This is a genomic window from Variovorax paradoxus (assembly GCA_016806145.1).
Lineage (GTDB): Bacteria > Pseudomonadota > Gammaproteobacteria > Burkholderiales > Burkholderiaceae_C > Variovorax.
Genome location: CP063166.1, coordinates 2,306,374 through 2,329,740, shown reverse-complemented (window position 1 = coordinate 2,329,740; position 23,367 = coordinate 2,306,374). Strand labels below are relative to the sequence as shown.

Annotated in this window: 20 protein-coding genes; all 20 read left to right on the top strand. The window is 67.0% G+C overall.

Annotation, left to right across the window (positions count from 1 at the left end; genetic code table 11):
• The first annotated feature begins 24 nt into the window (after positions 1-24).
• Positions 25-819, top strand: coding sequence for a transporter substrate-binding domain-containing protein (locus INQ48_10625; GenBank protein QRF59641.1), 795 nt, complete (start codon positions 25-27; stop codon positions 817-819).
• A 13-nt stretch (positions 820-832) separates the two neighbouring features.
• Positions 833-1,645 (top strand): NAD(P)-dependent oxidoreductase, encoded by an 813-nt coding sequence (locus INQ48_10620; protein QRF59640.1) that lies wholly within the window; start codon positions 833-835, stop codon positions 1,643-1,645.
• 14 nt (positions 1,646-1,659) lie between these two features.
• Positions 1,660-2,550: an SMP-30/gluconolactonase/LRE family protein gene (locus INQ48_10615; protein QRF60685.1), complete on the top strand. Its 891-nt coding sequence runs from the start codon at positions 1,660-1,662 to the stop codon at positions 2,548-2,550.
• A gap of 64 nt (positions 2,551-2,614) precedes the next feature.
• Positions 2,615-3,592 (top strand): TRAP transporter substrate-binding protein, encoded by a 978-nt coding sequence (locus tag INQ48_10610; protein ID QRF59639.1) that lies wholly within the window; start codon positions 2,615-2,617, stop codon positions 3,590-3,592.
• 146 nt (positions 3,593-3,738) lie between these two features.
• Positions 3,739-4,227 carry a TRAP transporter small permease gene (locus INQ48_10605; protein QRF59638.1) on the top strand — a complete coding sequence of 163 codons (489 nt, stop codon included), beginning with the start codon at positions 3,739-3,741 and terminating at the stop codon, positions 4,225-4,227.
• A gap of 9 nt (positions 4,228-4,236) precedes the next feature.
• Positions 4,237-5,532, top strand: coding sequence for a TRAP transporter large permease (locus tag INQ48_10600; GenBank protein QRF59637.1), 1,296 nt, complete (start codon positions 4,237-4,239; stop codon positions 5,530-5,532).
• Entirely contained in the window at positions 5,532-7,091 is a 1,560-nt protein-coding gene (garD, locus tag INQ48_10595) for a galactarate dehydratase (GenBank protein QRF59636.1), read from the top strand. Before INQ48_10600 ends, garD begins: the two co-directional genes overlap by 1 nt.
• Positions 7,092-7,176: 85 nt before the next feature.
• Positions 7,177-9,198 (top strand): hypothetical protein, encoded by a 2,022-nt coding sequence (locus INQ48_10590; protein ID QRF59635.1) that lies wholly within the window; start codon positions 7,177-7,179, stop codon positions 9,196-9,198.
• Between the two features lie 55 nt (positions 9,199-9,253).
• The gene (locus INQ48_10585) at positions 9,254-10,015 is read left to right on the top strand and encodes an SDR family oxidoreductase (protein ID QRF59634.1); all 762 of its coding nucleotides are present in this window, start codon (positions 9,254-9,256) and stop codon (positions 10,013-10,015) included.
• 30 nt (positions 10,016-10,045) lie between these two features.
• A complete protein-coding gene (locus tag INQ48_10580; GenBank protein ID QRF59633.1) occupies positions 10,046-11,026 on the top strand; it encodes a tripartite tricarboxylate transporter substrate binding protein in 981 nt (326 codons plus the stop codon).
• Positions 11,027-11,087: 61 nt separating this feature from the next.
• The gene (locus INQ48_10575; GenBank protein QRF59632.1) at positions 11,088-12,173 is read left to right on the top strand and encodes a beta-propeller fold lactonase family protein; all 1,086 of its coding nucleotides are present in this window, start codon (positions 11,088-11,090) and stop codon (positions 12,171-12,173) included.
• Between the two features lie 33 nt (positions 12,174-12,206).
• Positions 12,207-13,217: a tripartite tricarboxylate transporter substrate binding protein gene (locus INQ48_10570; protein ID QRF59631.1), complete on the top strand. Its 1,011-nt coding sequence runs from the start codon at positions 12,207-12,209 to the stop codon at positions 13,215-13,217.
• A gap of 145 nt (positions 13,218-13,362) precedes the next feature.
• Positions 13,363-14,214 carry a phosphatidylserine decarboxylase gene (gene psd / locus INQ48_10565; GenBank protein QRF59630.1) on the top strand — a complete coding sequence of 284 codons (852 nt, stop codon included), beginning with the start codon at positions 13,363-13,365 and terminating at the stop codon, positions 14,212-14,214.
• Between the two features lie 195 nt (positions 14,215-14,409).
• The gene (locus tag INQ48_10560) at positions 14,410-14,880 is read left to right on the top strand and encodes a helix-turn-helix transcriptional regulator (GenBank protein QRF59629.1); all 471 of its coding nucleotides are present in this window, start codon (positions 14,410-14,412) and stop codon (positions 14,878-14,880) included.
• A gap of 121 nt (positions 14,881-15,001) precedes the next feature.
• The gene (locus tag INQ48_10555; GenBank protein QRF59628.1) at positions 15,002-15,352 is read left to right on the top strand and encodes an FKBP-type peptidyl-prolyl cis-trans isomerase; all 351 of its coding nucleotides are present in this window, start codon (positions 15,002-15,004) and stop codon (positions 15,350-15,352) included.
• Positions 15,353-15,507: 155 nt separating this feature from the next.
• Positions 15,508-16,071, top strand: a complete 564-nt coding sequence (gene grpE, locus INQ48_10550; GenBank protein QRF59627.1) for a nucleotide exchange factor GrpE — start codon at positions 15,508-15,510, stop codon at positions 16,069-16,071.
• 126 nt (positions 16,072-16,197) lie between these two features.
• The gene (gene dnaK, locus INQ48_10545; GenBank protein QRF59626.1) at positions 16,198-18,141 is read left to right on the top strand and encodes a molecular chaperone DnaK; all 1,944 of its coding nucleotides are present in this window, start codon (positions 16,198-16,200) and stop codon (positions 18,139-18,141) included.
• Positions 18,142-18,261: 120 nt separating this feature from the next.
• Positions 18,262-19,401, top strand: a complete 1,140-nt coding sequence (dnaJ, locus tag INQ48_10540) for a molecular chaperone DnaJ (GenBank protein QRF59625.1) — start codon at positions 18,262-18,264, stop codon at positions 19,399-19,401.
• A 674-nt stretch (positions 19,402-20,075) separates the two neighbouring features.
• Complete coding sequence (locus tag INQ48_10535; protein ID QRF59624.1) at positions 20,076-21,998, top strand: PrkA family serine protein kinase; 1,923 nt, start codon at positions 20,076-20,078, stop codon at positions 21,996-21,998.
• 63 nt (positions 21,999-22,061) lie between these two features.
• The gene (locus INQ48_10530) at positions 22,062-23,354 is read left to right on the top strand and encodes a YeaH/YhbH family protein (protein ID QRF59623.1); all 1,293 of its coding nucleotides are present in this window, start codon (positions 22,062-22,064) and stop codon (positions 23,352-23,354) included.
• The last annotated feature ends 13 nt before the right edge of the window (positions 23,355-23,367 follow it).

Below are 23,367 nucleotides of genomic sequence, written 5' to 3'. Positions count from 1 at the left end.
ACCAAACCACACCAGGAGATATTCATGAAACTCGGCAAAGCCTTCACCCGCAGCTGCATCGCGCTGGCCCTCGTGGCCGGCGTGGCACAGGCCGCCATGGCCGACCAGCTCGACGACATCAAGAAGGCCGGCAAGATCCGCGTCGCGATCGCCATGGGCACGCCGCTGTTCAGCTTCGCCGACGCCAACCTGCAGCCCACCGGTTCCGACGTCGACACCGCCACGCAACTGGCCAAGGACCTCGGCGTGAAGCTCGAGATCGTCTCGGTCACCAATGCCGCGCGCGTGCCCACCTTGCAGGCGCAGCGCGCCGACATCGTGGTGGCCGACCTGTCGATCACGCCCGAGCGCGAAAAGGTGGTCGACTTCTCGACGCCCTATGCCGTCATCAGCATCATCGTGGGCGGCCCCAAGAGCATCAAGGTCGCCGACTACGCCGACCTCAGCGGCAAGCGCATCGGCCTGACGCGCGCCACCGTCAACGACACGCTGACCACCCAGCAGGCCAAGGGCGCCGAGATCGTGCGCTACGAGGACGACGCCACGCTGATCACCTCGATGGTCACGGGCCAGATCGACCTGTTCTCGAGCACGCCCTCGAACCTCAGCGAGATGATCAAGCAGGCCCCGGCCAAGAACCTCGAGCTGAAGTTCTCGCAGAAGGACTTCGACCTGGGCATCGCGCTCAACAAGGAGCAGCCCAAGCTCAAGGAGTGGATCAACAACTGGGTCGTGACGAACCAGAAGAACGGCAAGCTCAACGCGATCTACAAGAAGTACCACGGCCGCGACCTGCCCGAGCGCATCACCAAGCTGTAAGGACGAGCGACGGATGGAATCGAACAAGAAACTCGACCGGCTGCTCTTGACCGGCGCGGCCGGCGGCCTCGGCAAGGTGCTGCGCGAACGGCTCAAGCCCTATGCGGGCGTGCTGCGCGTGTCCGACATCGCGGCGCTCGCGCCGGCCGCCGACGCGAGCGAGGAAGTGGTGCCCTGCGACCTCGCGGACAAGGCCGCGGTGCATGCGCTGGTCGAGGGCTGCGATGCCATCGTCCACCTGGGCGGCGTGTCGGTCGAGCGGCCGTTCGAGGAGATCCTCGAGGCCAACATCAAGGGCATCTTCAACGTCTACGAGGCCGCGCGCCGCCACGGCGTGAAGCGCGTGGTGTTCGCGAGCTCGAACCACGTGATCGGCTTCTACCGGCAGGACGAGCACATCGACGCCCATGCCGCGCGCCGGCCCGACGGCTACTACGGCCTGTCGAAGTCCTTCGGCGAGGACATGGCGCAGTTCTACTTCGACCGCTGGGGCATCGAGACCGTGAGCATCCGCATCGGCTCCTCGTTCCCCGAGCCGGCGAACCGCCGCATGATGAGCACCTGGCTCAGCTACCGCGACCTCACGACGCTGATCGAGAAGTCGCTGTTCACGCCCGACGTGAAGCACACGGTGGTCTACGGCATGTCGGCCAACCGCGACGTGTGGTGGGACAACTCGGCGGCCGCGCACCTGGGCTTCGTGCCGCAGGACGGCTCCGAGGTGTTCCGCGACAAGGTCGAGCAACAGCCGCCGGTGGCCCCCACCGATCCCAACGCGATCTACCAGGGCGGCGCCTTCACGGCGCAGGGCCCGTTCGGCGATTGAGCGGCACGCCCAGCATGCAGGCCGAACTCGTTCTCGACGCGCGCAACGGCACCGGCGAAAGCCCGGTCTGGCAGGCGGCCGAACAGGCGCTCTACTGGGTCGACATCCCGGCGCGCGCGCTGCACCGCTGGCATGCGAGCGAGGGCCATGCCAGCTGGACCGCGCCCGAGATGATCGCCTGCATCGCGCCGCGCGCCGACCGGCCCGGCACCTGGATCGCGGGCATGGAGAGCGGCCTGTTCTCGCTCGAACCACGGGCCGACGGCACGCTGGCCGCCACCTCGGTCGCGCCGGTCGAGCACGCGGCGCCCGCGATGCGCTTCAACGACGGCCGCTGCGATCGCCAGGGCCGCTTCTGGGCCGGCAGCATGCTGCTGGACATGGCCGCCGGCGCGCGCGTCGGCCGCCTCTACAGCCATGGCCGGGGCGATGCGAACGCCGCTCTGCGCCTCGACGACCTGATCGTGCCCAACGGCCTGGCCTGGAGCCCGGACGGCCGCACGATGTATCTGTCCGATTCGCACCCGAGCGTGCAGGCCGTCTGGGCCTTCGACTACGACACCGCCAGCGGCACGCCGTCGAACCGCCGCCTGTTCGTCGACATGAAGCCCCTGCCCGGCCGCCCCGACGGCGCCGCGATGGATGCCGAGGGCTGCTACTGGATCTGCGGCAACGATGCCGGCCTGGTCCACCGATTCACGCCCGGGGGCCGGCTCGACCGCTCGCTCGCGGTGCCGGTGAAGAAGCCCGCGATGTGCGCCTTCGGCGGCCCGGGCCTCGACACCCTGTTCGTCACCTCGATCCGGCCGGGCAACACCGACCTGTCGGACCAGCCGCTGGCCGGCGGGGTGTTCGCGCTGCGGCCGGGCGTCACGGGGTTTCCCGAGCCGATGTACGGCACTTGATTGGCTACTTGAGTCTTTGCGCTTTCATTTTCACGACAACCAACGATCAGAGGACGAGACAGACATGAAACTCCAGAAGACACTCATCGCACTTGCAGTCGGCGCCGCGGCCATGCTGACCACCCTGGCCGCCAGCGCCACCGAGTTCCGCTCGGCCGACATCCATCCCGACGACTACCCCACCGTCACCGCCGTCAAGTTCATGAGCGAGCGCCTCAAGGCGCTGTCGGGCGGCAAGCACAGCATCAAGGTCTTCAACAACAGCGCGCTCGGCAGCGAGAAGGACACCATCGAGCAGACCAAGATCGGCGCGCTGCAGATGGTGCGCGTGAACATCGCGCCGATGAACAACATCTGCGCCGAGACGCAGGTGCCCACCATGCCCTTCCTGTTCCGCTCGGTCGACCACCTGCACAAGGTGCTCGACGGCCCGATCGGCGAGGAGATCCTCAAGTCCTGCGAGAAGCAGGGCTTCGTCGGCCTGGCCTACTACGACAGCGGCGCGCGCTCGATGTTCACGGCCAAGAAGCCGGTGCGCAGCTTCGCCGACATGAAGGGCCTGAAGGTGCGCGTGCAGCAGTCGGACCTGTGGGTCTCGATGCTCGAAGCCATGGGCGCCAACGCCACGCCGATGCCCATGGGCGAGGTCTACACCGGCCTGAAGACCGGCCTGATCGACGCCGCCGAGAACAACTATCCCACCTACGAGAGCGCGCGCGCCTTCGAGGTGGCCAAGTACTACAGCAAGACCGAGCACTCGATGGCGCCCGAGATGCTGCTGTTCTCCAAGCGCGTGTGGGACAAGCTCTCCACCGAGGAGCAGGGCTGGATCCGCCAGGCCGCCAAGGAGTCGGTGCCCTACATGCGCAAGCAGTGGGAAGAGCGCGAGGTCAAGTCGCTGGCCACCGTGAAGGCCGGCGGCGCCGAGATCATCGAGGTCGACAAGGCCCCGTTCCAGGCCGCGATGAAGCCGGTGTACGACAAGTTCATCACCGACGCGAAGCTCAAGGACCTCGTGAAGCGGGTGCAGGACACGAAGTAGCCCGCCTCGCGGCATCGGCCTGTTGATCGGCTCCTTCCCCCACTGGGGGAAGGCCGGGATGGGGGCACCGCAGCGCCCGACGGAGGCGCCGCCTGCCCCCTCCCCTGCCCTCCCCCAGAGGGGGAGGGAGAAAGAAGGAAGACCTCATGTACACCAAACTCTGCCGCACGCTCGCGCGTGCCTGCATGTGGCTGGGCATCCTCGGACTCGTCGCGGTGATCTGCGCGGTGAGCTGGCAGGTGTTCGGCCGCTACGTGCTCAACAACACGCCGACCTGGGCCGAGAGCCTGGCGCTGCTGCTGGTGCTCTACGTCACCATGCTCGGCGTGGCCGTGGGCGTGCGCGACGCCGGCCACATCGGCCTCGAATCTTTCCTCGTGCTCGCGCCCGACTGGCTGCGGCTGAAGATGGAATACCTGATCCACGCGCTGATCCTGATCTTCGGCGCCGCCATGGCCTGGAACTGCGCCGAGCTGGCCGCCTCGGTCTGGGAATACCGGCTGCCCACGCTGTGGATCTCCGAAGGCTGGAAGTACGTTCCCGCCACCGTCTCGGGCGTGCTGATCGTCCTGTTTTCCATCGAACACCTCATCGCGCTCGCACAGGGCCGCGAAGTCGAACCCGCCTGGGGATAAGCCGCCATCATGACGATCCCGCTCCTCATCCTCTGCCTCTCGTTCACGCTGCTCCTGCTGCTCGGCGTGCCGGTGGCGTTCTCCATCGGCCTGTCCGCGCTCGCCACCCTGCTCTACGAAGGCCTGCCGCTGGCGGTCGGCTTCCAGCAGATGACCTCGGGCATGGGCATCTTCTCGTTCCTCGCGATCCCGTTCTTCATCTTCGCGGGCGAGCTCATGCTGTATGGCGGCATCGCCGACCGCATCGTCAACTTCGCGCGCGCGCTGGTGGGCCACGTGCGCGGCGGCCTCGGCATGTCGAACGTGGTGGCCTGCACGCTGTTCGGCGGCGTCTCGGGCTCGCCGGTGGCCGACGTCTCGGCCATGGGCGCCGTGATGATCCCGATGATGAAGAAGGAGGGCTACCACGCCGACTACGCGGTCAACGTGACGACCCACGCGGCCCTGGTCGGCGCGCTGATGCCCACCAGCCACAACCTGATCATCTATTCGCTGGCCGCGGGCGGCAAGGTGTCGATCGCGGCGCTGATCCTCGCGGCGCTGCTGCCGGCGGCGGTGCTCACCATCAGCAACCTCGCGGCCGCCTACCTGGTGGCGGTCAAGCGCGGCTACCCCGCTGGCACCTTCCCGGGCTGGGACATCGTCGGGCGCTCGCTCGCCGCGGCGCTGCCGGGCCTGTTCATCGTGGTGCTGATCCTCGGCGGCATTCTCTCGGGCGTGTTCACCGCGACCGAGTCGGCGGCCGTGGCGGTGCTCTATGCGCTGGCGCTCACGATCTTCGTCTACCGCACGCTGAAGTGGGAGCACTTCATCAAGGCGGCGTCGAAGGCGGTGCGCACCACCGGCGTGATCCTGCTGCTGATCGGCATCTCGAGCACCTTCGGCTACCTGATCAGCCTCTACGGCGTGGCCGAGCTCACGGGTCAGATGCTGTCGCAGGTCACGACCACGCCATGGATGATCTTCCTGCTGATCAACATCATCCTGTTCGTGCTCGGCACCTTCCTCGACATGGCGGCCACCATCCTGCTGTGCACGCCGATCTTCCTGCCGATCGCGCAGCACTACGGCATGAGCTCGGTGCAGTTCGGCGTGGTGATGCTGATCAACTGCGCGCTCGGCCTCAACACGCCGCCCGTGGGCACCACCCAGTTCGTGGGCTGCGCGATCGGCGGCGTGTCGGTGGGCCAGGTGATGCGGACCATCTGGCCGTTCTACGGCGCGCTGATCTTCGCGCTCGGCGTCGTGACCTTCGTGCCGGCCTTCTCGACCTGGCTGCCCAGCCTGTTCATGGTCGTGCGCTGATGACCGAGCCCGTGCGCCCTCCCCTGTACATCCGCATCCATCCGGCGGACAACGTCGCCATCGTCGCCAACGACGGCGGCCTGAAGGCCGGCGCGGTGTTCGCCGACGGCCTCGCGCTGGTCGACAACGTGCCGCAGGGCCACAAGGTGGCGCTGGTCGATCTCGCCGAAGGCGAGGCGATCCGGCGCTACGACGTGGTGATCGGCTATGCGCAGAAGGCGCTGCCGCGCGGCAGCTGGGTGCACGAGCGCGTGATGCGCATGCCGACCGCGCCCGAGCTCGACGGCCTGCCGATCGCCACCGTCAAGCCGCCGCCGATGGCGCCGCTCGAGGGCTTCAGCTTCGAGGGCTACCGCAACGCCGACGGCTCGGTGGGCACGCGCAACATCCTCGCGATCACGCAGACGGTGCAGTGCGTGGCCGGCGTCACCGAGTTCGCGCTGCAGCGCATCAAGCGCGAGCTGCTGCCCAAGTACCCGAACGTCGACGACGTGGTCGCGCTCGCGCACGGCTATGGCTGCGGCGTGGCGATCGACGCGCCCGACGCGATCGTGCCGATCCGCACCCTTCGCAACATCAGCCTCAATCCGAACTTCGGCGGCGAGGTGATGGTGGTGAGCCTGGGCTGCGAGAAGCTGCAGCCCGAGCGCCTGCTGCCGCCCGGCAGCATCCCGATCGCCGATGGTCGCGATGCCGACCTCGACGTGGTCTGCCTGCAGGACGACGAACACGTGGGCTTCATGTCGATGATCGATTCGGTCATGCGACAGGCCGAGCAGCACCTCGCGCGGCTGAACGCGCGCCGGCGCGAGACCGTGCCCGCGAGCGAGCTCGTGGTGGGCGTGCAGTGCGGCGGCAGCGACGCCTTCTCGGGCGTCACCGCCAACCCGGCCGTGGGCTTCTGCACCGACCTGCTGGTGCGCGCGGGCGCCACCGTGATGTTCTCCGAGACCACCGAGGTGCGCGACGGCATCGACCAGCTCACCGCGCGCGCCAGCACGCCCGAAGTGGCCGAGGCCATGATCCGCGAGATGGCCTGGTACGACGACTATCTGCAGAAGGGCCGCGTCGACCGCAGCGCCAACACCACGCCCGGCAACAAGAAGGGCGGCCTGTCGAACATCGTCGAGAAGGCGATGGGCTCGATCGTGAAGTCGGGCTCGGCGCCGATCTCGGGCGTGCTCGCGCCCGGCGAGAAGGCCACGCACAAGGGCCTGATCTACACCGCCACGCCGGCCAGCGACTTCATCTGCGGCACCTTGCAGCTCGCGGCCGGCATCAACCTGCACGTGTTCACCACCGGCCGCGGCACGCCCTACGGGCTGGCCGAGGTGCCCGTCATCAAGGTCGCCACGCGCAGCGACCTCGCGCGCCGCTGGCACGACCTGATGGACGTGAACGCGGGCCGCATCGCCGATGGCGACGCCACGATCGAGGAGGTGGGCTGGGAGCTGTTCCGCCTGATGCTCGACGTCGCCAGCGGCCGGAAGAAGACCTGGGCCGAGCACTGGCAGCTGCACAACGCGCTGGTGCTCTTCAACCCGGCTCCCGTGACCTGAAAAAAAAGAGGCAGGCGCGGGCATTCCGGACGACCCGGCAAAGGGAGCCGGGCGTCCTTCTTTCAACCGAGAGAGGAGACCGAGGATGCAAAGAACCCGTTTGGTGGCGAGCATGATCGCAGGCGCCGCCCTGCTGGCCGCGTGTGGCGGCGGCGGTGGTGGTGGCGCTTCGTTCGTGCCGCTGCCGCCGGCGGCGAACAGCCCGCCGCCCGAGGCCCCCGAGACGCCGGTGCCGCCCGAAGTGCAGGCGGCGCAGCCGAAGCTGTCGAACACGCCGATGGACGAGATCGTGGGCAGCCATCTGCTGCCGACGCTCGACCGGCTGTTCAAGCAGGTGCGCGCGCAAGGCGAGAACACCAAGATACTCGACGTGGAGGTGTTCAAGGGCGGCGACAAGTTCCTGCCCGGCAAGGTGGCGATCGGCTTCTCGTACCTGTTGCTCAACACGCCCGCCAGCGATCCCAAGTACGCGTCGTACCTCGACGGCTACCGCGAGATCGCCGACACCACGGTCGACATGACCAACGACAGCTGGGGCATCTACTACTACATGTCGGCGCTGTGGAAGCTCAAGAAGGCCGGCCTGCTCGATGGCGCCAAGCCGGCCATCGGTGCGGCGACGCTCGCCAAGCTCAAGACCCAGCTCAACTGGACCGCCTTCGTACGCCCCGCCGACTACTCGCTGATCGATCTGCCGACCAACTACTACGGCGTCGCCTTCAGCATCGCGCGCCTGCGCCACCTCATGGGCTGGGAAGGCCCCGAGGCCAGCGAGGCGCTGCTGCAGAAGATGATCAACCACTACAAGACCTTCTCGGCCTTCGGCTTCTCCGACGAGACCGACGGCGGCGGCCGCTTCGACCGCTACAGCGTGCTGCTGATCGGCGAGATCATGCAGCGGCTGATCGAGACCGGCATGACGGTGTCGGCCGAGGACGAGGCCCTGCTCAAGGGCTGGCTGCGCCAGTCGGTGGACCTGATCAAGGTGCGGATGAACCCGGCCGGCAACGGCGTGGACTACGGCCGCAGCCTCGCGGGCTATGCCGACACGGCCTTCGCCGAGGTGCTGTCGGCGGCCGAGCACATGAACGTGCTGAACGACGAGGAGAAGCAGATCGCCTATGCCTTCGCCACGCGCATCGCGGCCAAGTACGTGGAGTTCTGGTACGACGCCGACTTGGGTTCGCTCAACATGTGGTTCAAAGGTCGCCGCACCGACAGCTACCGGGGCAAGGGACGCATCCTGGGCGAGAACCTGAGCCTGTCGCACCAGCTGATCTACACCAACAACCTCTGGAAGTCGGCCGGCTACGCGCAGAAGGCGCCGGTGTCGACGCAGACCTTCCTGGCCTACCTCGACAGCCAGCCGCGCGCCACGCTCACGAAGTTCGCGGGCTTCGACGGCGGAGCATCGACCTACGACCGCGGCCTGGTGACCTACCGCGACGGCCTGCGCGTGATCAGCCTGCCGGTGGTCAACGGTGCGAAGACCTACCACTACACCAACCCCTACTTCGCGATCCCCCACTCCTACAACATGCTCTCGGGCGTGGCCGACACCCAGTGGCCGCAGCTGCAGCCGCGCTTCACCGTGGCGACGGGCTCGCAGCCGCTGATACCCGCGGCCTACCAGAAGAATCTGAAGATCGCCGAAGCCGGCCAGGTGCTGACCGTGAGCTACGACCAGGATGCGATGGACCGCGCCACCTCGGGCAACGATCCGATCAAGGACACGCGCATCACCTCGAGCACGCGCTATACCTTCGAGCCCGGCCGGATCACGCGCGTCGACACCTACACGCCATCGGCCGCCCTCGACATCGCGAAGCTCGAGCTCGAGTTCGGCAGCTATTCCGACGGCGCCAGCGCGCTCGGCGGCAATCGCTTCGCGTTCGCGAACGGCGACGTGCAGGGCTTCGAGATCGAGGGCCTGCAGGACTGCGCGGCGGTCGACGTGCGCGAGAACGCCGACTACAACACGCCGACCGGCGCGCTGAAGACCAGCATCCGCTGCAGCACGCCGGCCTTCAGCCTGGCTGCGCCGCTCACGATCAAGTGGGTGCTCGAGTACCGCTCGCCGAGCGTGGCGGGCATCGCCCCCAAGTGACCCACCGCCCGGCCGCTGCGACGGCCGGGCCTTTTTCTCCAACGACGGAAGCCCCATGGAAGACCTCAGGAACAAGACCGCCCTCGTGACCGGCGCCAGCACCGGCATCGGTGCCGCGGTGGCCATCGCCTTCGCCGCGCGCGGCATGCGCGTGGCGGTGCACTACAACAGCTCGGCCGATGCCGCGAACCAGGTGGTCGAGACCATCCGCGCCGCCGGCGGCAGCGCCTTCGCGGTCAAGGCCGACGTGCGCGACACGGCCGCGATCCGCGACTGCGTGCAGCGCACCGCCAGCGAATTTGGCCGCATCGACGTGCTGGTGAACAACGCCGGCAGCCTGGTCAAGCGGGTGCCGATCGCCGAGTTCGACGATGCGCTGTTCGACGAGGTGCTGCATGTCAACGCGCGCTCGGTGCTCGCCTTCTGCCGCGAGACGGTGCCGCTGATGCGCCAGCAGGGCAGCGGCAACATCATCAACGTGACCTCGGTCGCGGCACGCACCGGCGGCGGCCCCGCCGCCTACCTCTACGCGGGCGCCAAGGGCTTCGTGAGCACGGCCACCCATGGGCTGGCCAAGGAACTGGTGGGCGACCGCATCCGCGTCAACGCGGTGGCGCCGGGCGTGATCCAGACGCCGTTCCAGGACCGCTTCTCCACGCCCGCGATGCTCGAGAACTTCAGGGCCGGCATCCCGATGGGCCGCCTCGGCGAGCCCGAGGAGTGCGTGGGCGCCTTTCTCTTCCTCGCTTCGGAGCAGCTCTCGGGCTATGTCACGGGGCAGGTCATCGAGGTGAATGGCGGGCAGTACATGCCCTGAGTTTTCGAGACAACAACCACTGGAGACAACATGAAAAGAAGCGACTTCCTCCGCGGCCTCGCCGCCCTCTCGGCGACGGCCGCGCTCTCGCTGGGCCTGGCCGGCACGGCCTCGGCGCAGGCCAGCGACTATCCGAACCGCACCATCGAGCTGCTGGTGCCCTACCAGCCCGGCGGCGGCACCGACGGCCTGGCGCGCGCCTTCGCGGACGCGAGCCGCAAGCACATCTCGCAGCCCATCGTGATCGTCAACCGCCCCGGCGCGGGCGGCGCCATCGGCTGGACCGAGGTGATCAATTCCAGGCCCGACGGCTACAAGCTCGCGGTGCTCACGGTCGAGCTGCTCACGCTGCCGCACCTGGGTCTCGCGAAGTTCAACTACGACGACTTCCAGCCGATCGCGCAGCTCAATGCCGACCCGGCCGCGATCACGGTGAAGGCCGACTCGCCGTGGAACACGATCGAGGACTTCCTCGCCGCCGCGAAGAAGGACCCGGGCAAGGTGAACGTCGGCAACTCGGGCAACGGCTCGATCTGGCACCTGGCCGCGGCCGCGCTCGAGGACAAGACCGGCACCAAGTTCGGCCACATCCCGTTCCAGGGCGCGGCGCCCGCAGTGCTCGCGCTGCTCGGCGGCCACATCGACGCCGTGGCCGTGAGCCCGGCCGAAGTCACGACCCATGTGCAGGGCGGCAAGCTCAAGGTGCTGATGGTGATGGCCGACCAGCGCGTGAAGGGCTTCGAGAAGGTGCCGACCGCGAAGGAGCGCGGCATCGACCTCACGATCGGCACCTGGCGCGGTCTGGGCGCGCCGAAGAACACGCCGCCCGAGGTGATGGCGCGGCTGCGCGAGATCACGGCCAAGACCGCGGCCGAGCCGCTGATGCACGAGGTGATGGACAAGCAGAACCTCGGCTACGTCTACACCGACGGCGCGGCCTTCAAGGAGACGCTGGCCAAGGACAACGCCTACTTCAAGGCGCTGATCACCAAGCTCAACATCAAGCCATGAGCGCCGCGCCGGGCCGCCCCAAGCAAGCTCGCACCGCAGTGCGAAGCACGGAGGTATTTCAATGAGCTCAGCCACGCATCGCGCGCGGCGCGTCGCCGCGGCAGCGCTGCTGTCGGCGGCCGCGTGGCAGGCCCAGGCCGCGACCTGGGTCTACGTGGCGAACGCCGACAGCCAGGAGATCTCGGTGCTCGCGCTCGACCGCGACAAGGGCACGCTGGCGCCGGTGCAGACGCTCGCCGTCGGCGGCACGGTGATGCCGATGGCGGTGAGCCACGACAAGCGCCTGCTCTACGCGGCGCTGCGCTCGCAGCCGTTCCGCGTGGCCACGCTGGCGATCGACGCCGCCACCGGCCGGCTGCAGAAGCTCGGCGAGGCGCCGCTGGCCGACAGCATGGCCAACATCGACCTCGACGCCAGCGGCCGCTGGCTGTTCGCGGCCTCCTACCAGGGCGGCAAGATCTCGGTCAACGCGATCGGCAAGGACGGCACGGTGGGCGCGATCCAGCAGCTGGTGCAGACGGCGCCGAACGCGCACGCGATCCATGCCGACGCCAACAACCGCTTCGTGCTCGCGACCAGCCTGGGCGGCGACAACCTCTCGGCCTGGCGCTTCGATGCGGAGAAGGGACTGCTCTCGCCGAACGACCCGCCGCTCACGCGCACCGCGGCGCAGGCCGGGCCGCGCCACTTCGTCTGGGACAAGGCGCAGCGCCACCTGTACCTGCTCGACGAGCTCGATGCGGCGCTGCACGTGTACGCCTGGGATGCCGAGCGCGGCACGCTGAAGCTCGAGCAGAGCACGACCACGCTGCCCGCGGGCTTCGCCGGCAAGCCCTGGGCCGCCGACCTGCACCTCACGCCCGACGGCCGCCACCTCTACGCCTCGGAGCGCACCTCGAGCACGCTGTCGGCGTTCCGGGTCGACGCGGCGAGCGGCCGGCTGCAGCCGCTGGGCCAGACGCCGACCGAGAAGACGCCGCGCGGCTTCGCGATCGATTCGAGCGGGCGCTACCTGATCGCGGCCGGACAGGAATCGCATGGCCTGACCCTGCACACCATCGATGCCGCGACCGGCGCGCTCGGCACCGCGCAACGGCTCGCGGTGGGCAAGAACCCGAACTGGATCGAGATCGTCGATCTGCCCTGAACCCTTTCGCCACAACCATAAGGAGACATCGCCATGCAACGCCGCACGCTGATCCGCAGCGCCTTCGCCACCCCGCTGCTCGCCGCCCTGCCCCACGCCTTCGCCCAGGGCAACTGGCCGACGGGCAAGGCCATCACCTACCTCGTGCCCTTCCCGGCCGGCGGCACCACCGACGTGCTGGGCCGGCTGATCGGCCAGAAGCTCGGCCCGGTGCTCAACACCAGCGTCATCATCGACAACAAGGGCGGCGCCGGCGGCAGCGTCGGCTCGGAGATCGGCGCGCGCGCCGCGCCCGACGGCTACACGCTGGTGGGCGGCACCATCAGCTCGCACGCGATCAACGTGAGCCTCTATCCGAAGCTCGGCTACGACCCGCAGAAGTCCTTCGCGCCGGTCACGCTGATCGGCACCAACCCGGTGGTGCTGGTGGTGAACCAGGCGAGCCCGCACAAGACGCTCAAGGACGTGCTCGAAGCGAGCAAGGCCAAGGCGGGCGGGCTCTCGTCGGCCTCGGCCGGCACCGGCACCTCGCAGCACCTGGCGCTGGAACTGCTGGCCTACAAGTCGGGCGTGAAGTTCACGCACATCCCCTACAAGGGCAGCGGCCCGGCGATCCAGGACGTGATCGGCGGCCAGGTCGACATGATGTTCGACACCACGGTGGTGGCCGGCCCGCACATCCAGAGCGGCAAGCTGCGCGCGATCGCCGTCACCTCGGCGAAGCGGCTGGCCTCGATGCCCGACGTGCCGACGGTGGCCGAGTCGGGCATCGCGGGGCTGCAGGACTTCGAGGTGGTGTCGTGGCAGGCGATCTTCGTGCCCGCGGGCACGCCCGCGCCGGTGGTGCAGCGGCTGCACACGGAGATCCGCACCATCCTCGCGACCCCGGAGATGCAGGACAAGCTCAAGGGCTTCGGCATGGAGCCCACCGACCTCGGCATGGAGCCCACCGACCTCGGCACGGCGCAGATCGCGGCCTTCCAGAAGGCCGAGGTCGAGAAATGGGCGCAGGTGATCAAGGCGGCGGGGATCAAGCCCGACTAGCAGGCAGAAAAACGGTCTTCGGCGGCGCGGCCGCCGAATTCCGCGCAATTCGCTCCCCGCGAAATCCCGAGGGAAGTTTCCTACGCCCCGGGCCGGGCCCGCTTTATAGAATGCCCCTCCCATCCAAGAACCAGAAGCTCCGCACGTGTCTGATCGCTCCGCTGTCCTGCCCCAATACCTGTTCCCCAAGCAGGCACTGACCAATTTCGCCGGCTGGGTCGCGGGCAAGGAGCGGGGAGCGGTCACCACCTGGATCATCCGGCGCTTCGTTGACAAATACGGCGTCGACATGAACGAGGCGCTCGAACCCGATATCGCGCACTACAAGAGCTTCAACCAGTTCTTCACGCGCGAGCTCAAGCCCGGCGTGCGCCCGCTCGCCGACACCGACCTGATCTGTCCCGTCGATGGTGCGATCAGCCAGTTCGGTGCGATCGAGGGCGACCAGATCTTCCAGGCCAAGGGCCACAACTACAGCACCACGGCGCTCGTGGGCGGCGACGCGGCGCTCGCGGCGCAGTTCGCGCACGGCAGCTTCGCCACGCTGTACCTGAGTCCGCGCGACTACCACCGCATCCACATGCCCTGCGACGGGCGGCTGCTGCGCATGATCCACGTGCCGGGCGAGCTGTTCTCGGTCAACCCGACCACCGCGCGCGGCGTGCCGGGGCTGTTCGCGCGCAACGAGCGCGTGGTCTGCGTTTTCGAATCGGCCCACGGCCCGTTCGTGCTGGTGCTGGTCGGCGCCACCATCGTCGGCAGCATGGCGACCGTGTGGCACGGCGTGGTCAACCCGCCGCGCGGCGGCGAGCTGCGCGAATGGCGCTACGACGACCGTCGGATCGAACTGCGCAAGGGCGAGGAGATGGGCCGTTTCTTGCTCGGCTCGACCGTCGTCATGCTGTTCCCCGCGCCCGCGGTGGCGTTCAATTCCGAATGGGCGCCCACGCGCGCCATCCGGCTGGGCGAAGCCATGGCGAATTTTTCGAAGATGTGACGCTTTGTCTCTGGAGCCGCATGCAGCGTACGCCCACAGCTATAAAACTAGTAGCATCGTAATCATTTGAGCTATAGTCCCCGGCCGGAGCGAAGGCCGGACAGCGGTCCGCCAACCATCAAAAAAGAGCGAGGCCGAGGCACTGCCCACCAGCCGGCCTCCCGCGCAGCACAGATCGCAGAGGAGATGATGACGATGAGTTCCAAGGAAAACGCAGCCATCAGCCAGTTGCTCGCGCTGCTCGAAGCCCGCTATGCGCTGCGTGTGCTCTGGGCCCTGCGCGACGGCCATGCCCAGACCTTCCGGCTGCTGCAGGACAGCGTCGGCGGCATCACTCCCAACACCCTCAACACCCGGATCAAGGAACTGCGCGAAGCCGGCGTGGTGAGCCACGGCGGCGACGGCTACAGCCTCACGCTCAGCGGCCAGGACCTGCTCAAGCGGCTGTCCGACCTGCAGGCCTTCGCGAGCAAGTGGCAGCTCGGCCAGGCCAAGAAGGCGGCGGCGCAACCGGCCGCCGCGCTGCCCGCGGCCGCGGCGCCGCCGGCCGCGCCCGCGCCGCAACCGCCCGCGCCGCCGTCCCCTTCGACTGCTTCCACCCCCTCGCCCTCCTCGCCGCCGCCCTCCCCGCCTTCGTCGCCGACCCCGCCGCCAAGCGCGGACTGACCCCCGCGGCGCCCCGTCCGGCAAGCGCCGTCCTCCGGCCTCGGTAAACTCCGCGCCTTCGATCCCCGGATCGATGCCCTTCTTTCATCTCGCGAACATACCGACGCAAGGAGCGTTCACCATGCCCACCACTCCCTCCGGCCTGCAATACGAAGACACCGTCGTCGGCGACGGCGCGGAAGCCAAGCCCGGCCACCACGTGCACGTGCACTACACCGGCTGGCTCTACAACGACGGCGTGCAGGGCGCCAAGTTCGACTCGAGCCGCGACCGCAACGACCCGTTCGCCTTCTCGCTCGGCGCCGGCCAGGTCATCAAGGGCTGGGACGAAGGCGTGGCCGGCATGAAGATCGGCGGCCAGCGCACGCTGATCATCCCGGCTTCGCTGGGCTACGGTGCCCGCGGCGCCGGCGGCGTGATCCCGCCGAACGCCACGCTGAAGTTCGACGTCGAGCTGCTCGACACCCACTGATCGAGCGCGGGCCCTCGGCTCGAAGGCCCTGCGAAGGGCCTTTTTCATGCCCATGCGGCCCTTTTGGCCGCATTTTTTCGCTTGAAAAGCCTTCGGAGGGCCCCAACTGGCCCGCAATCGTTTGTTTCCAGCCCATCGATCAATCCGCTTCAAAGATGTCCGATCCGCAACAATCCGCCCCGAATTCGCAAACCCTGCAAGGCGAACCCAGCCCTGAAGAGCTGGAGGCCGCGCAAGCCGCCAACGAGGCGGACGCACTGGCCGCGGCCCAGGGCGAGCTCGCCGCCCTGCAGGCCAAGAACGCCGAACTGGCCGACCAGTACCTGCGCGCGCAGGCCGATGTGCAGAACGCCCGCCGCCGCGCCGACGACGAAATTTCCAAGGCCCGCAAGTTCGCGGTCGAAGCCTTCGCCGAGAGCCTGCTGCCGGTGACCGACAGCCTCGAGGCCGGTCTCGCCATCAAGGACGCCACCCCCGAGCAGATCCGCGAAGGCGCCGAAGCCACCCTGCGCCAGCTCAAGAGCGCGCTCGAGCGCAACAAGGTGATCGAGATCGCGCCGGCCCCCGGCAGCAAGTTCGATCCGCACCAGCACCAGGCGATCTCGGTGGTGCCCGCCGACCAGGAACCGAACACCGTGGTGGGCGTGCTGCAGAAGGGCTACACCATCGCCGAGCGCGTGCTGCGCCCCGCGCTGGTCACCGTCAGCGCCCCGAAGTAAGCCGCTGCGCCCTTCCCCTCTCGTCCACACGAATTCCACAGGAAAACCCCGTTTCTTCCCTTGAATAGACCCGGGTTATCCACAAGTTCATAACAACATATTTTTCAGGTTTCAGGAGTACAGAACATGGCAAAGATCATCGGCATCGACCTCGGCACCACCAACTCGTGCGTGTCGATCATGGAAGGCAACACCACGCGCGTGATCGAGAACTCGGAAGGCGCGCGCACCACGCCTTCGATCGTCGCGTACCAGGAAGACGGTGAAGTGCTGGTCGGTGCCTCGGCCAAGCGCCAGGCCGTCACCAACCCCAAGAACACGCTGTACGCGATCAAGCGCCTGATCGGCCGCAAGTTCGAGGAGAAGGAAGTCCAGAAGGACATCGACCTGATGCCCTACACCATCGCCAAGGCCGACAACGGCGACGCATGGGTGGAAGTGCGCGGCAAGAAGATGGCCCCGCAGCAGGTCAGCGCCGACATCCTGCGCAAGATGAAGAAGACCGCCGAAGACTATCTCGGCGAAGCCGTGACCGAAGCCGTGATCACGGTGCCGGCCTACTTCAACGACGCCCAGCGCCAGGCCACCAAGGACGCCGGCCGCATCGCGGGCCTCGACGTCAAGCGCATCATCAACGAACCCACCGCCGCGGCGCTGGCCTTCGGCCTCGACAAGCAGGACAAGGGCGACCGCAAGATCGCCGTGTACGACCTCGGCGGCGGCACCTTCGACGTCTCGATCATCGAGATCGCCGACGTCGATGGCGAGAAGCAGTTCGAAGTGCTGTCGACCAACGGCGACACCTTCCTCGGCGGCGAGGACTTCGACCAGCGCATCATCGACTACATCATCGGCGAGTTCAAAAAGGAACAGGGCGTCGACCTCAGCAAGGACGTGCTCGCGCTGCAGCGGCTGAAGGAAGCGGCCGAGAAGGCCAAGATCGAGCTGTCGAACAGCGCCCAGACCGACGTCAACCTGCCCTACATCACGGCCGACGCCACCGGTCCGAAGCACCTGAACATCAAGCTCACGCGCGCCAAGCTCGAGAGCCTGGTCGACGAGCTGATCGAACGCACCATCGCGCCCTGCCGCCTGGCCATCAAGGACGCCGGCATCAGCGTGAGCGACATCAACGACGTGATCCTGGTCGGCGGCATGACCCGCATGCCCAAGGTGCAGGAGAAGGTGAAGGCCTTCTTCGGCAAGGACCCGCGCAAGGACGTGAACCCCGACGAGGCCGTGGCCGTCGGCGCCGCCATCCAGGGCCAGGTGCTCTCGGGCGACCGCAAGGACGTGCTGCTGCTCGACGTGACCCCGCTGTCGCTGGGCATCGAGACCATGGGTGGCGTGATGACCAAGATGATCACGAAGAACACCACGATCCCGACCAAGTTCGCGCAGACCTTCTCGACCGCGGAAGACAACCAGCCGGCCGTGACGATCAAGGTGTTCCAGGGCGAACGCGAACTGGCCGCGGGCAACAAGCTGCTCGGCGAGTTCAACCTCGAGGGCATCCCGCCGGCTTCGCGCGGCACGCCGCAGATCGAGGTGAGCTTCGACATCGACGCCAACGGCATCCTGCACGTCGGCGCCAAGGACAAGGGCACCGGCAAGGAAAACAAGATCACCATCAAGGCGAACTCGGGCCTGTCGGAGGACGAGATCCAGAACATGGTGAAGGACGCCGAGCTCAACGCGGCCGAGGACAAGAAGAAGGTCGAGCTGGTGCAGGCCCGCAACCAGGGCGAGGCCATGGTCCACAGCGTGCGCAAGTCGCTGGGCGAGCACGGCGACAGCCTCGATGCCGGCGAGAAGGAAAAGATCGAGACCGCGATCAAGGAACTCGAGGACGTGGTCAAGGGCGAGGACAAGGCCGCGATCGAAGAGAAGACCAACACGCTGATGACCGCGAGCCAGAAGCTCGGCGAGAAGATGTATGCCGACGCGCAGGCCGCGGCCGGTGCCGCCGCCGGCCCGGGTGCCTCGGCTGGCGCGGAAGCTGCGAGCAGCGCCCCGGCCGACGACAACGTGGTCGACGCCGAGGTCAAGGAAGTCAAGAAGAAGGACTGATCGTCCGCTCGGTCGAACGGGGCTGGAACACCTGGAAGGGTGCTCCAGCCTTTCTCGCTTCGATCGATCCCCGTTCCCGAAGAGACCTGAAGACCGCCCCGCCGCCCGACCGAACCTGCCATGGCCACCAAACGCGACTACTACGAAACCCTCGGCGTTCCCAAGAACGCGAGCGACGACGAAATCAAGAAGGCTTATCGCAAGCTCGCGATGAAGCACCACCCGGACCGCAACCACGGCGACACCAGCAAGGACGCCGAGGACAAGTTCAAGGAGGTGAAGGAAGCCTATGAAATGCTGTCGGACGGCCAGAAGCGCGCGGCCTACGACCAGTACGGCCACGCCGGCGTCGATCCCAACATGCGCGGCGGCCCGGGCGCGGAAGGCTTCGGCGGCTTCGCGGAAGCCTTCGGCGACATCTTCGGCGACGTGTTCGGCGGCGGTGGCCGCGGCCGCGCCGGCGGCGGGCGCCAGGTGTTCCGCGGCAGCGACCTGAGCTACGCGATGGAGATCACGCTCGAGGAAGCGGCCGAGGGCAAGGAAGCCCAGATTCGCATTCCGAGCTGGGACGACTGCGGCACCTGCAAGGGCACCGGCGCCAAGCCGGGCACCAAGCCGATCACCTGCACCACCTGCCACGGCGCAGGCGCGGTGCAGATGCGCCAGGGCTTCTTCAGCGTGCAGCAGACCTGCCCGACCTGCCACGGCAGCGGCAAGATCATTCCCGAGCCCTGCGCGACCTGCCACGGCCAGGGCAAGATCAAGAACAACAAGACGCTGGAAGTGAAGATCCCGGCCGGCATCGACGACGGCATGCGCATCCGCAGCACCGGCAACGGCGAACCCGGCACCAATGGCGGGCCGCCCGGCGACCTCTACATCGAGATCCGGCTCAAGAAGCACGAACTGTTCGAGCGCGACGGCGACGACCTGCACTGCGTGGTGCCGGTCAGCGTCACCACCGCGGCGCTCGGCGGCGAGATCAACGTGCCCACGCTCAAGGGCAACGCGGCCATCGACATTCCCGACGGCACGCAGAGCGGCAAGCAGTTCCGCCTGCGCGGCAAGGGCATCAAGGGCGTGCGCTCGAGCTATCCGGGCGACCTCTACTGCCACGTGCGCGTCGAGACGCCGGTGAAGCTCACCGAGCACCAGCGCAAGCTGCTGAAGGAACTCGACGAGTCGCTCAAGAAGGGCGGCGAGAAGCACAGTCCCACCGACAAGGGCTGGTTCGACAAGGCCAAGGAATTCTTCAGCTGAGGACGAAACGCACGGCCCTGCCGTGCTGAACCGTGGCGCACGAGGGGTGCGCCACGGCCTCGAGGCCCCTGCGGCCTTTTGTTTGCGTCCACGCACGCGAACGGTGCCCCTCGAACGCCTTCGGTGCCACGCACCACAACGGCGCGTTCTCCCGCTTCCCTCCGACTCGCAACTGGCGCGCTTTCCCACGCCGCAGCGCGCGCGCCGCTCATCAAAAGATGGCGCGTAGATTGCTTTTAGATATTTTTTGAATGAGCAATAAACCCAAACGGGAGCTGCCGCGTTATTGAAGGACAGCGTTGTTTTTTTGAGTCAGTGGGCTCAATAGGAGGTGCTTGCCGTTAAAACACGCAAAGGACGCATATGTCGATTGCCATAGGTATTTTCACTGGCAGACTGGTTTACCCGAACCGGTTTGCGGAACCTGGGAATTTAGCTGGAATTCGCAAACTCGTGCACGAATTTTTTGTTGAACTTTACTCGTGACTGTGGTTCTGAATTAACAACTATTTCCTGGGTGCACTCTTTGCTTTATGCTGATTGTGCAGATTGTGTTTAAGGGAGTTTTCCAAGGCATGCAGCCCTGGGCGGCCACACCTTTTCAAAAGATGCGACGCTTTCGGACTGCAGGATTTCGGGCTTTAAAGGCCCGCTGACTTGACGGAGGCGTGACCATGGATGTGATCAGCAACTTTGCAGCGCGTTACGAGCGCACTCGCGAGGAAGTCCTTTCGCTGCAGGAATACCTGGAACTCTGCAAACGAGACCCGATGGCCTACGCCACCGCGTCCGAGCGCATGCTCAAGGCCATCGGCGACCCCGAACTGGTCGACACCCGCAACGACTCCCGCCTCTCGCGCATCTTCGCCAACAAGGTCATCAAGATCTATCCGGCGTTCAAGGAGTTCTACGGGATGGAGGAGGCCATCGAGCAGGTGGTGTCCTATTTCCGCCACGCCGCGCAGGGCCTGGAGGAAAAGAAGCAGATCCTCTACCTGCTGGGCCCGGTCGGCGGCGGCAAGAGCTCGATCGCCGAGCGCCTCAAGCAGCTCATGGAGCACGTGCCCTTCTACTCGATCCAGGGCTCGCCGGTGAACGAATCGCCGCTCGGCCTGTTCGACGCGGCCGAGGACGGCGAGATCCTCGAGAAGGAATACAACATCCCGCGCCGCTACCTGCAGCGCATCCTGTCGCCCTGGGCCGTCAAGCGGCTCGAGGAGTACGGCGGCGACATCCGCCAGTTCAAGATAGTCAAGCGCTACCCCTCGGTGCTGCGCCAGATCGCGGTGGCCAAGACCGAGCCCGGCGACGAGAACAACCAGGACATCTCCTCGCTGGTCGGCAAGGTCGACATCCGCAAGCTCGAGACCTATGCCCAGGACGACCCGGACGCCTACGCCTACTCGGGCGGCCTGTGCCTCGCGAACCAGGGCCTGCTGGAGTTCGTGGAAATGTTCAAGGCGCCGATCAAGGTGCTGCATCCGCTGCTGACCGCCACGCAGGAAAGCAACTTCAAGGGCACCGAGGGCTTCGGCGCGATCCCCTTCGACGGCATCGTGCTGGCCCACAGCAACGAGAGCGAGTGGAAGGCCTTCCGCAACAACAAGAACAACGAGGCTTTCCTCGACCGGATCTACATCGTCAAGGTGCCCTACTGCCTGCGGGTGTCCGAGGAGATCAAGATCTACGAGAAGCTGGTGCGCAACTCCTCGCTGGCCCAGGCGCCCTGCGCGCCCGGAACCCTGCGCATGATGGCGCAGCTGTCGGTGCTCACGCGGCTGAAGGAACCCGAGAACTCGAGCATCTTCAGCAAGTCGCAGGTCTACGACGGCGACAACCTCAAGGACACCGATCCCAAGGCCAAGTCGATCCAGGAGTACCGCGACTACGCGGGCGTCGACGAGGGCATGAGCGGCGTCTCCACGCGCTTCGCCTTCAAGATCATCTCGAAGGTCTTCAACTTCGACAGCTCCGAGGTCGCCGCCAACCCGGTGCACCTGATGTACGTGCTCGAGCAGCAGATCGAGCGCGAGCAGTTCCCGCAGGAGGTCGAGCAGAAGTACATCAGCTACATCAAGGAGCTGCTGGCGCCGCGCTATGCCGAGTTCATCGGCAAGGAGATCCAGACCGCCTACCTCGAGAGCTACAGCGAGTACGGCCAGAACATCTTCGACCGCTACGTGACCTACGCCGACTACTGGATACAGGACCAGGAGTTCCGCGACGTCGACACCGGCGAGGTCTTCGACCGCGCTTCGCTCAACGCAGAGCTCGAGAAGATCGAGCGGCCGGCCGGCATCGGCAACCCGAAGGACTTCCGCAACGAGATCGTCAACTTCGTGCTGCGCGCGCGGGCCGGCAACAACGGCCGCAACCCGGCCTGGACCAGCTACGAGAAGCTGCGCGCGGTGATCGAAAAGAAGATGTTCTCCAACACCGAGGAGCTGCTGCCGGTGATCAGCTTCAACACCAAGAGCAGCGCCGACGAGCAGAAGAAGCACGAGGACTTCGTCACGCGCATGGTCGAGAAGGGCTACACCGCCAAGCAGGTGCGCCTGCTGTGCGAGTGGTACCTGCGCGTGCGCAAGAGTTCGTAGCCGTCGCGCGCGCCACCGGCGCACGCCAACGCCCATCGTTTTGCAAGGAGCTTTGAAACCATCGTGGCCATCCTGCAGCAGATCATCGACCGCCGGCTCTCGGGCAAGAACAAGTCCATCGGCAACCGCGAGCGCTTTCTCCGGCGCTACCGCGGCCAGATCCAGGAGGCGGTGCGGCGGGCCGTGAGCGGCCGCAACATCCGCGAACTGGAACAGGGCGAGGATGTGACGCTGCCGCGCCACGATGTGTCGGAGCCGGTCTTCGGCCATGCGCGCGGCGGCGACCGCGAGTACGTGCACCCGGGCAACCAGGAGTACGTGCGCGGCGACCGCATCAAGCGCCCAGACGGCGGCCAGGGCGGCGGCTCGGGCAGCGGCGAGGCCAGCGACAGCGGCGAGGGCAACGACGACTTCGTGTTCCACCTCACGCGCGAGGAGTTCATGCGCGTGTTCTTCGACGATCTCGCGCTGCCGCACCTGATCCGCACGCAGATCGCCGACGTGCCCGAATGGAAGAGCCACCGCGCGGGCTTCACCAGCGACGGCACGCCCAACAACCTGCACGTGGTGCGCTCGATGCGCGGCGCGCTGGCCCGGCGCATCGCGCTCGGCGGCGAACCGCGCAAGGAGCTGCGCCGGCTCGAGGCGCACCTGCTGCACCTGAAGGCGCATCCGCAGGCCACGCAGCCCTTCATCCAGAACGAGATCGCCGAGACCGAGGCGCGCATCGAGGAGCTGCGCCGTACCGCGCGCCACGTGCCCTACATCGATCCGATCGACCTGCGCTACCGCAACCGCGTGAAGACGCCGGTTCCCAGCGCCAAGGCCGTGATGTTCTGCCTCATGGACGTCTCGGGCTCGATGGACGAGGCGCGCAAGGACATGGCCAAGCGCTTCTTCATGCTGCTGTACATGTTCCTCACCCGGCACTACGAGACCATCGACCTGGTGTTCCTGCGCCATCACACGCAGGCGCAGGAAGTCAGCGAGGACGAGTTCTTCCATGCCACCGAGACCGGCGGCACCGTGGTGTCGAGCGCGCTGGTGCTGATGGACGAGATCGTGCGCGCGCGCTACCCCAGCGGCGAATGGAACATCTACGGCGCGCAGGCCAGCGACGGCGACAACTGGCACCAGGACAGCGGGCGCTGCCGCCAGCTGCTCGAGGAGCACATCCTGCCGAAGGTGCGCTACTACGCCTACGTGCAGGTGGCCGAGACCGAGCAGAACCTGTGGCAGGAATACGCGCAGCTCGAGGGCATCGAGCCCAACTTCGCGATGCGCAAGGTGTCCGAGGCCAGCGACATCTACCCCGTGTTCCGCGACCTGTTCAAGAAGGAAGGAGCCAGCGCATGACCTCCGCCGACCG

Bases quoted from the DNA above. Each gene is read 5' to 3' on its own strand.
- INQ48_10625 (QRF59641.1), top strand. From the start codon at position 25: ATGAAACTCGGCAAAGCCTTCACCCGCAGCTGCATCGCGCTGGCCCTC.
- INQ48_10620 (QRF59640.1), top strand. From the start codon at position 833: ATGGAATCGAACAAGAAACTCGACCGGCTGCTCTTGACCGGCGCGGCC.
- INQ48_10615 (QRF60685.1), top strand. From the start codon at position 1,660: ATGCAGGCCGAACTCGTTCTCGACGCGCGCAACGGCACCGGCGAAAGC.
- INQ48_10610 (QRF59639.1), top strand. From the start codon at position 2,615: ATGAAACTCCAGAAGACACTCATCGCACTTGCAGTCGGCGCCGCGGCC.
- INQ48_10605 (QRF59638.1), top strand. From the start codon at position 3,739: ATGTACACCAAACTCTGCCGCACGCTCGCGCGTGCCTGCATGTGGCTG.
- INQ48_10600 (QRF59637.1), top strand. From the start codon at position 4,237: ATGACGATCCCGCTCCTCATCCTCTGCCTCTCGTTCACGCTGCTCCTG.
- garD (QRF59636.1), top strand. From the start codon at position 5,532: ATGACCGAGCCCGTGCGCCCTCCCCTGTACATCCGCATCCATCCGGCG.
- INQ48_10590 (QRF59635.1), top strand. From the start codon at position 7,177: ATGCAAAGAACCCGTTTGGTGGCGAGCATGATCGCAGGCGCCGCCCTG.
- INQ48_10585 (QRF59634.1), top strand. From the start codon at position 9,254: ATGGAAGACCTCAGGAACAAGACCGCCCTCGTGACCGGCGCCAGCACC.
- INQ48_10580 (QRF59633.1), top strand. From the start codon at position 10,046: ATGAAAAGAAGCGACTTCCTCCGCGGCCTCGCCGCCCTCTCGGCGACG.
- INQ48_10575 (QRF59632.1), top strand. From the start codon at position 11,088: ATGAGCTCAGCCACGCATCGCGCGCGGCGCGTCGCCGCGGCAGCGCTG.
- INQ48_10570 (QRF59631.1), top strand. From the start codon at position 12,207: ATGCAACGCCGCACGCTGATCCGCAGCGCCTTCGCCACCCCGCTGCTC.
- INQ48_10560 (QRF59629.1), top strand. From the start codon at position 14,410: ATGAGTTCCAAGGAAAACGCAGCCATCAGCCAGTTGCTCGCGCTGCTC.
- INQ48_10555 (QRF59628.1), top strand. From the start codon at position 15,002: ATGCCCACCACTCCCTCCGGCCTGCAATACGAAGACACCGTCGTCGGC.
- grpE (QRF59627.1), top strand. From the start codon at position 15,508: ATGTCCGATCCGCAACAATCCGCCCCGAATTCGCAAACCCTGCAAGGC.
- dnaK (QRF59626.1), top strand. From the start codon at position 16,198: ATGGCAAAGATCATCGGCATCGACCTCGGCACCACCAACTCGTGCGTG.
- dnaJ (QRF59625.1), top strand. From the start codon at position 18,262: ATGGCCACCAAACGCGACTACTACGAAACCCTCGGCGTTCCCAAGAAC.
- INQ48_10535 (QRF59624.1), top strand. From the start codon at position 20,076: ATGGATGTGATCAGCAACTTTGCAGCGCGTTACGAGCGCACTCGCGAG.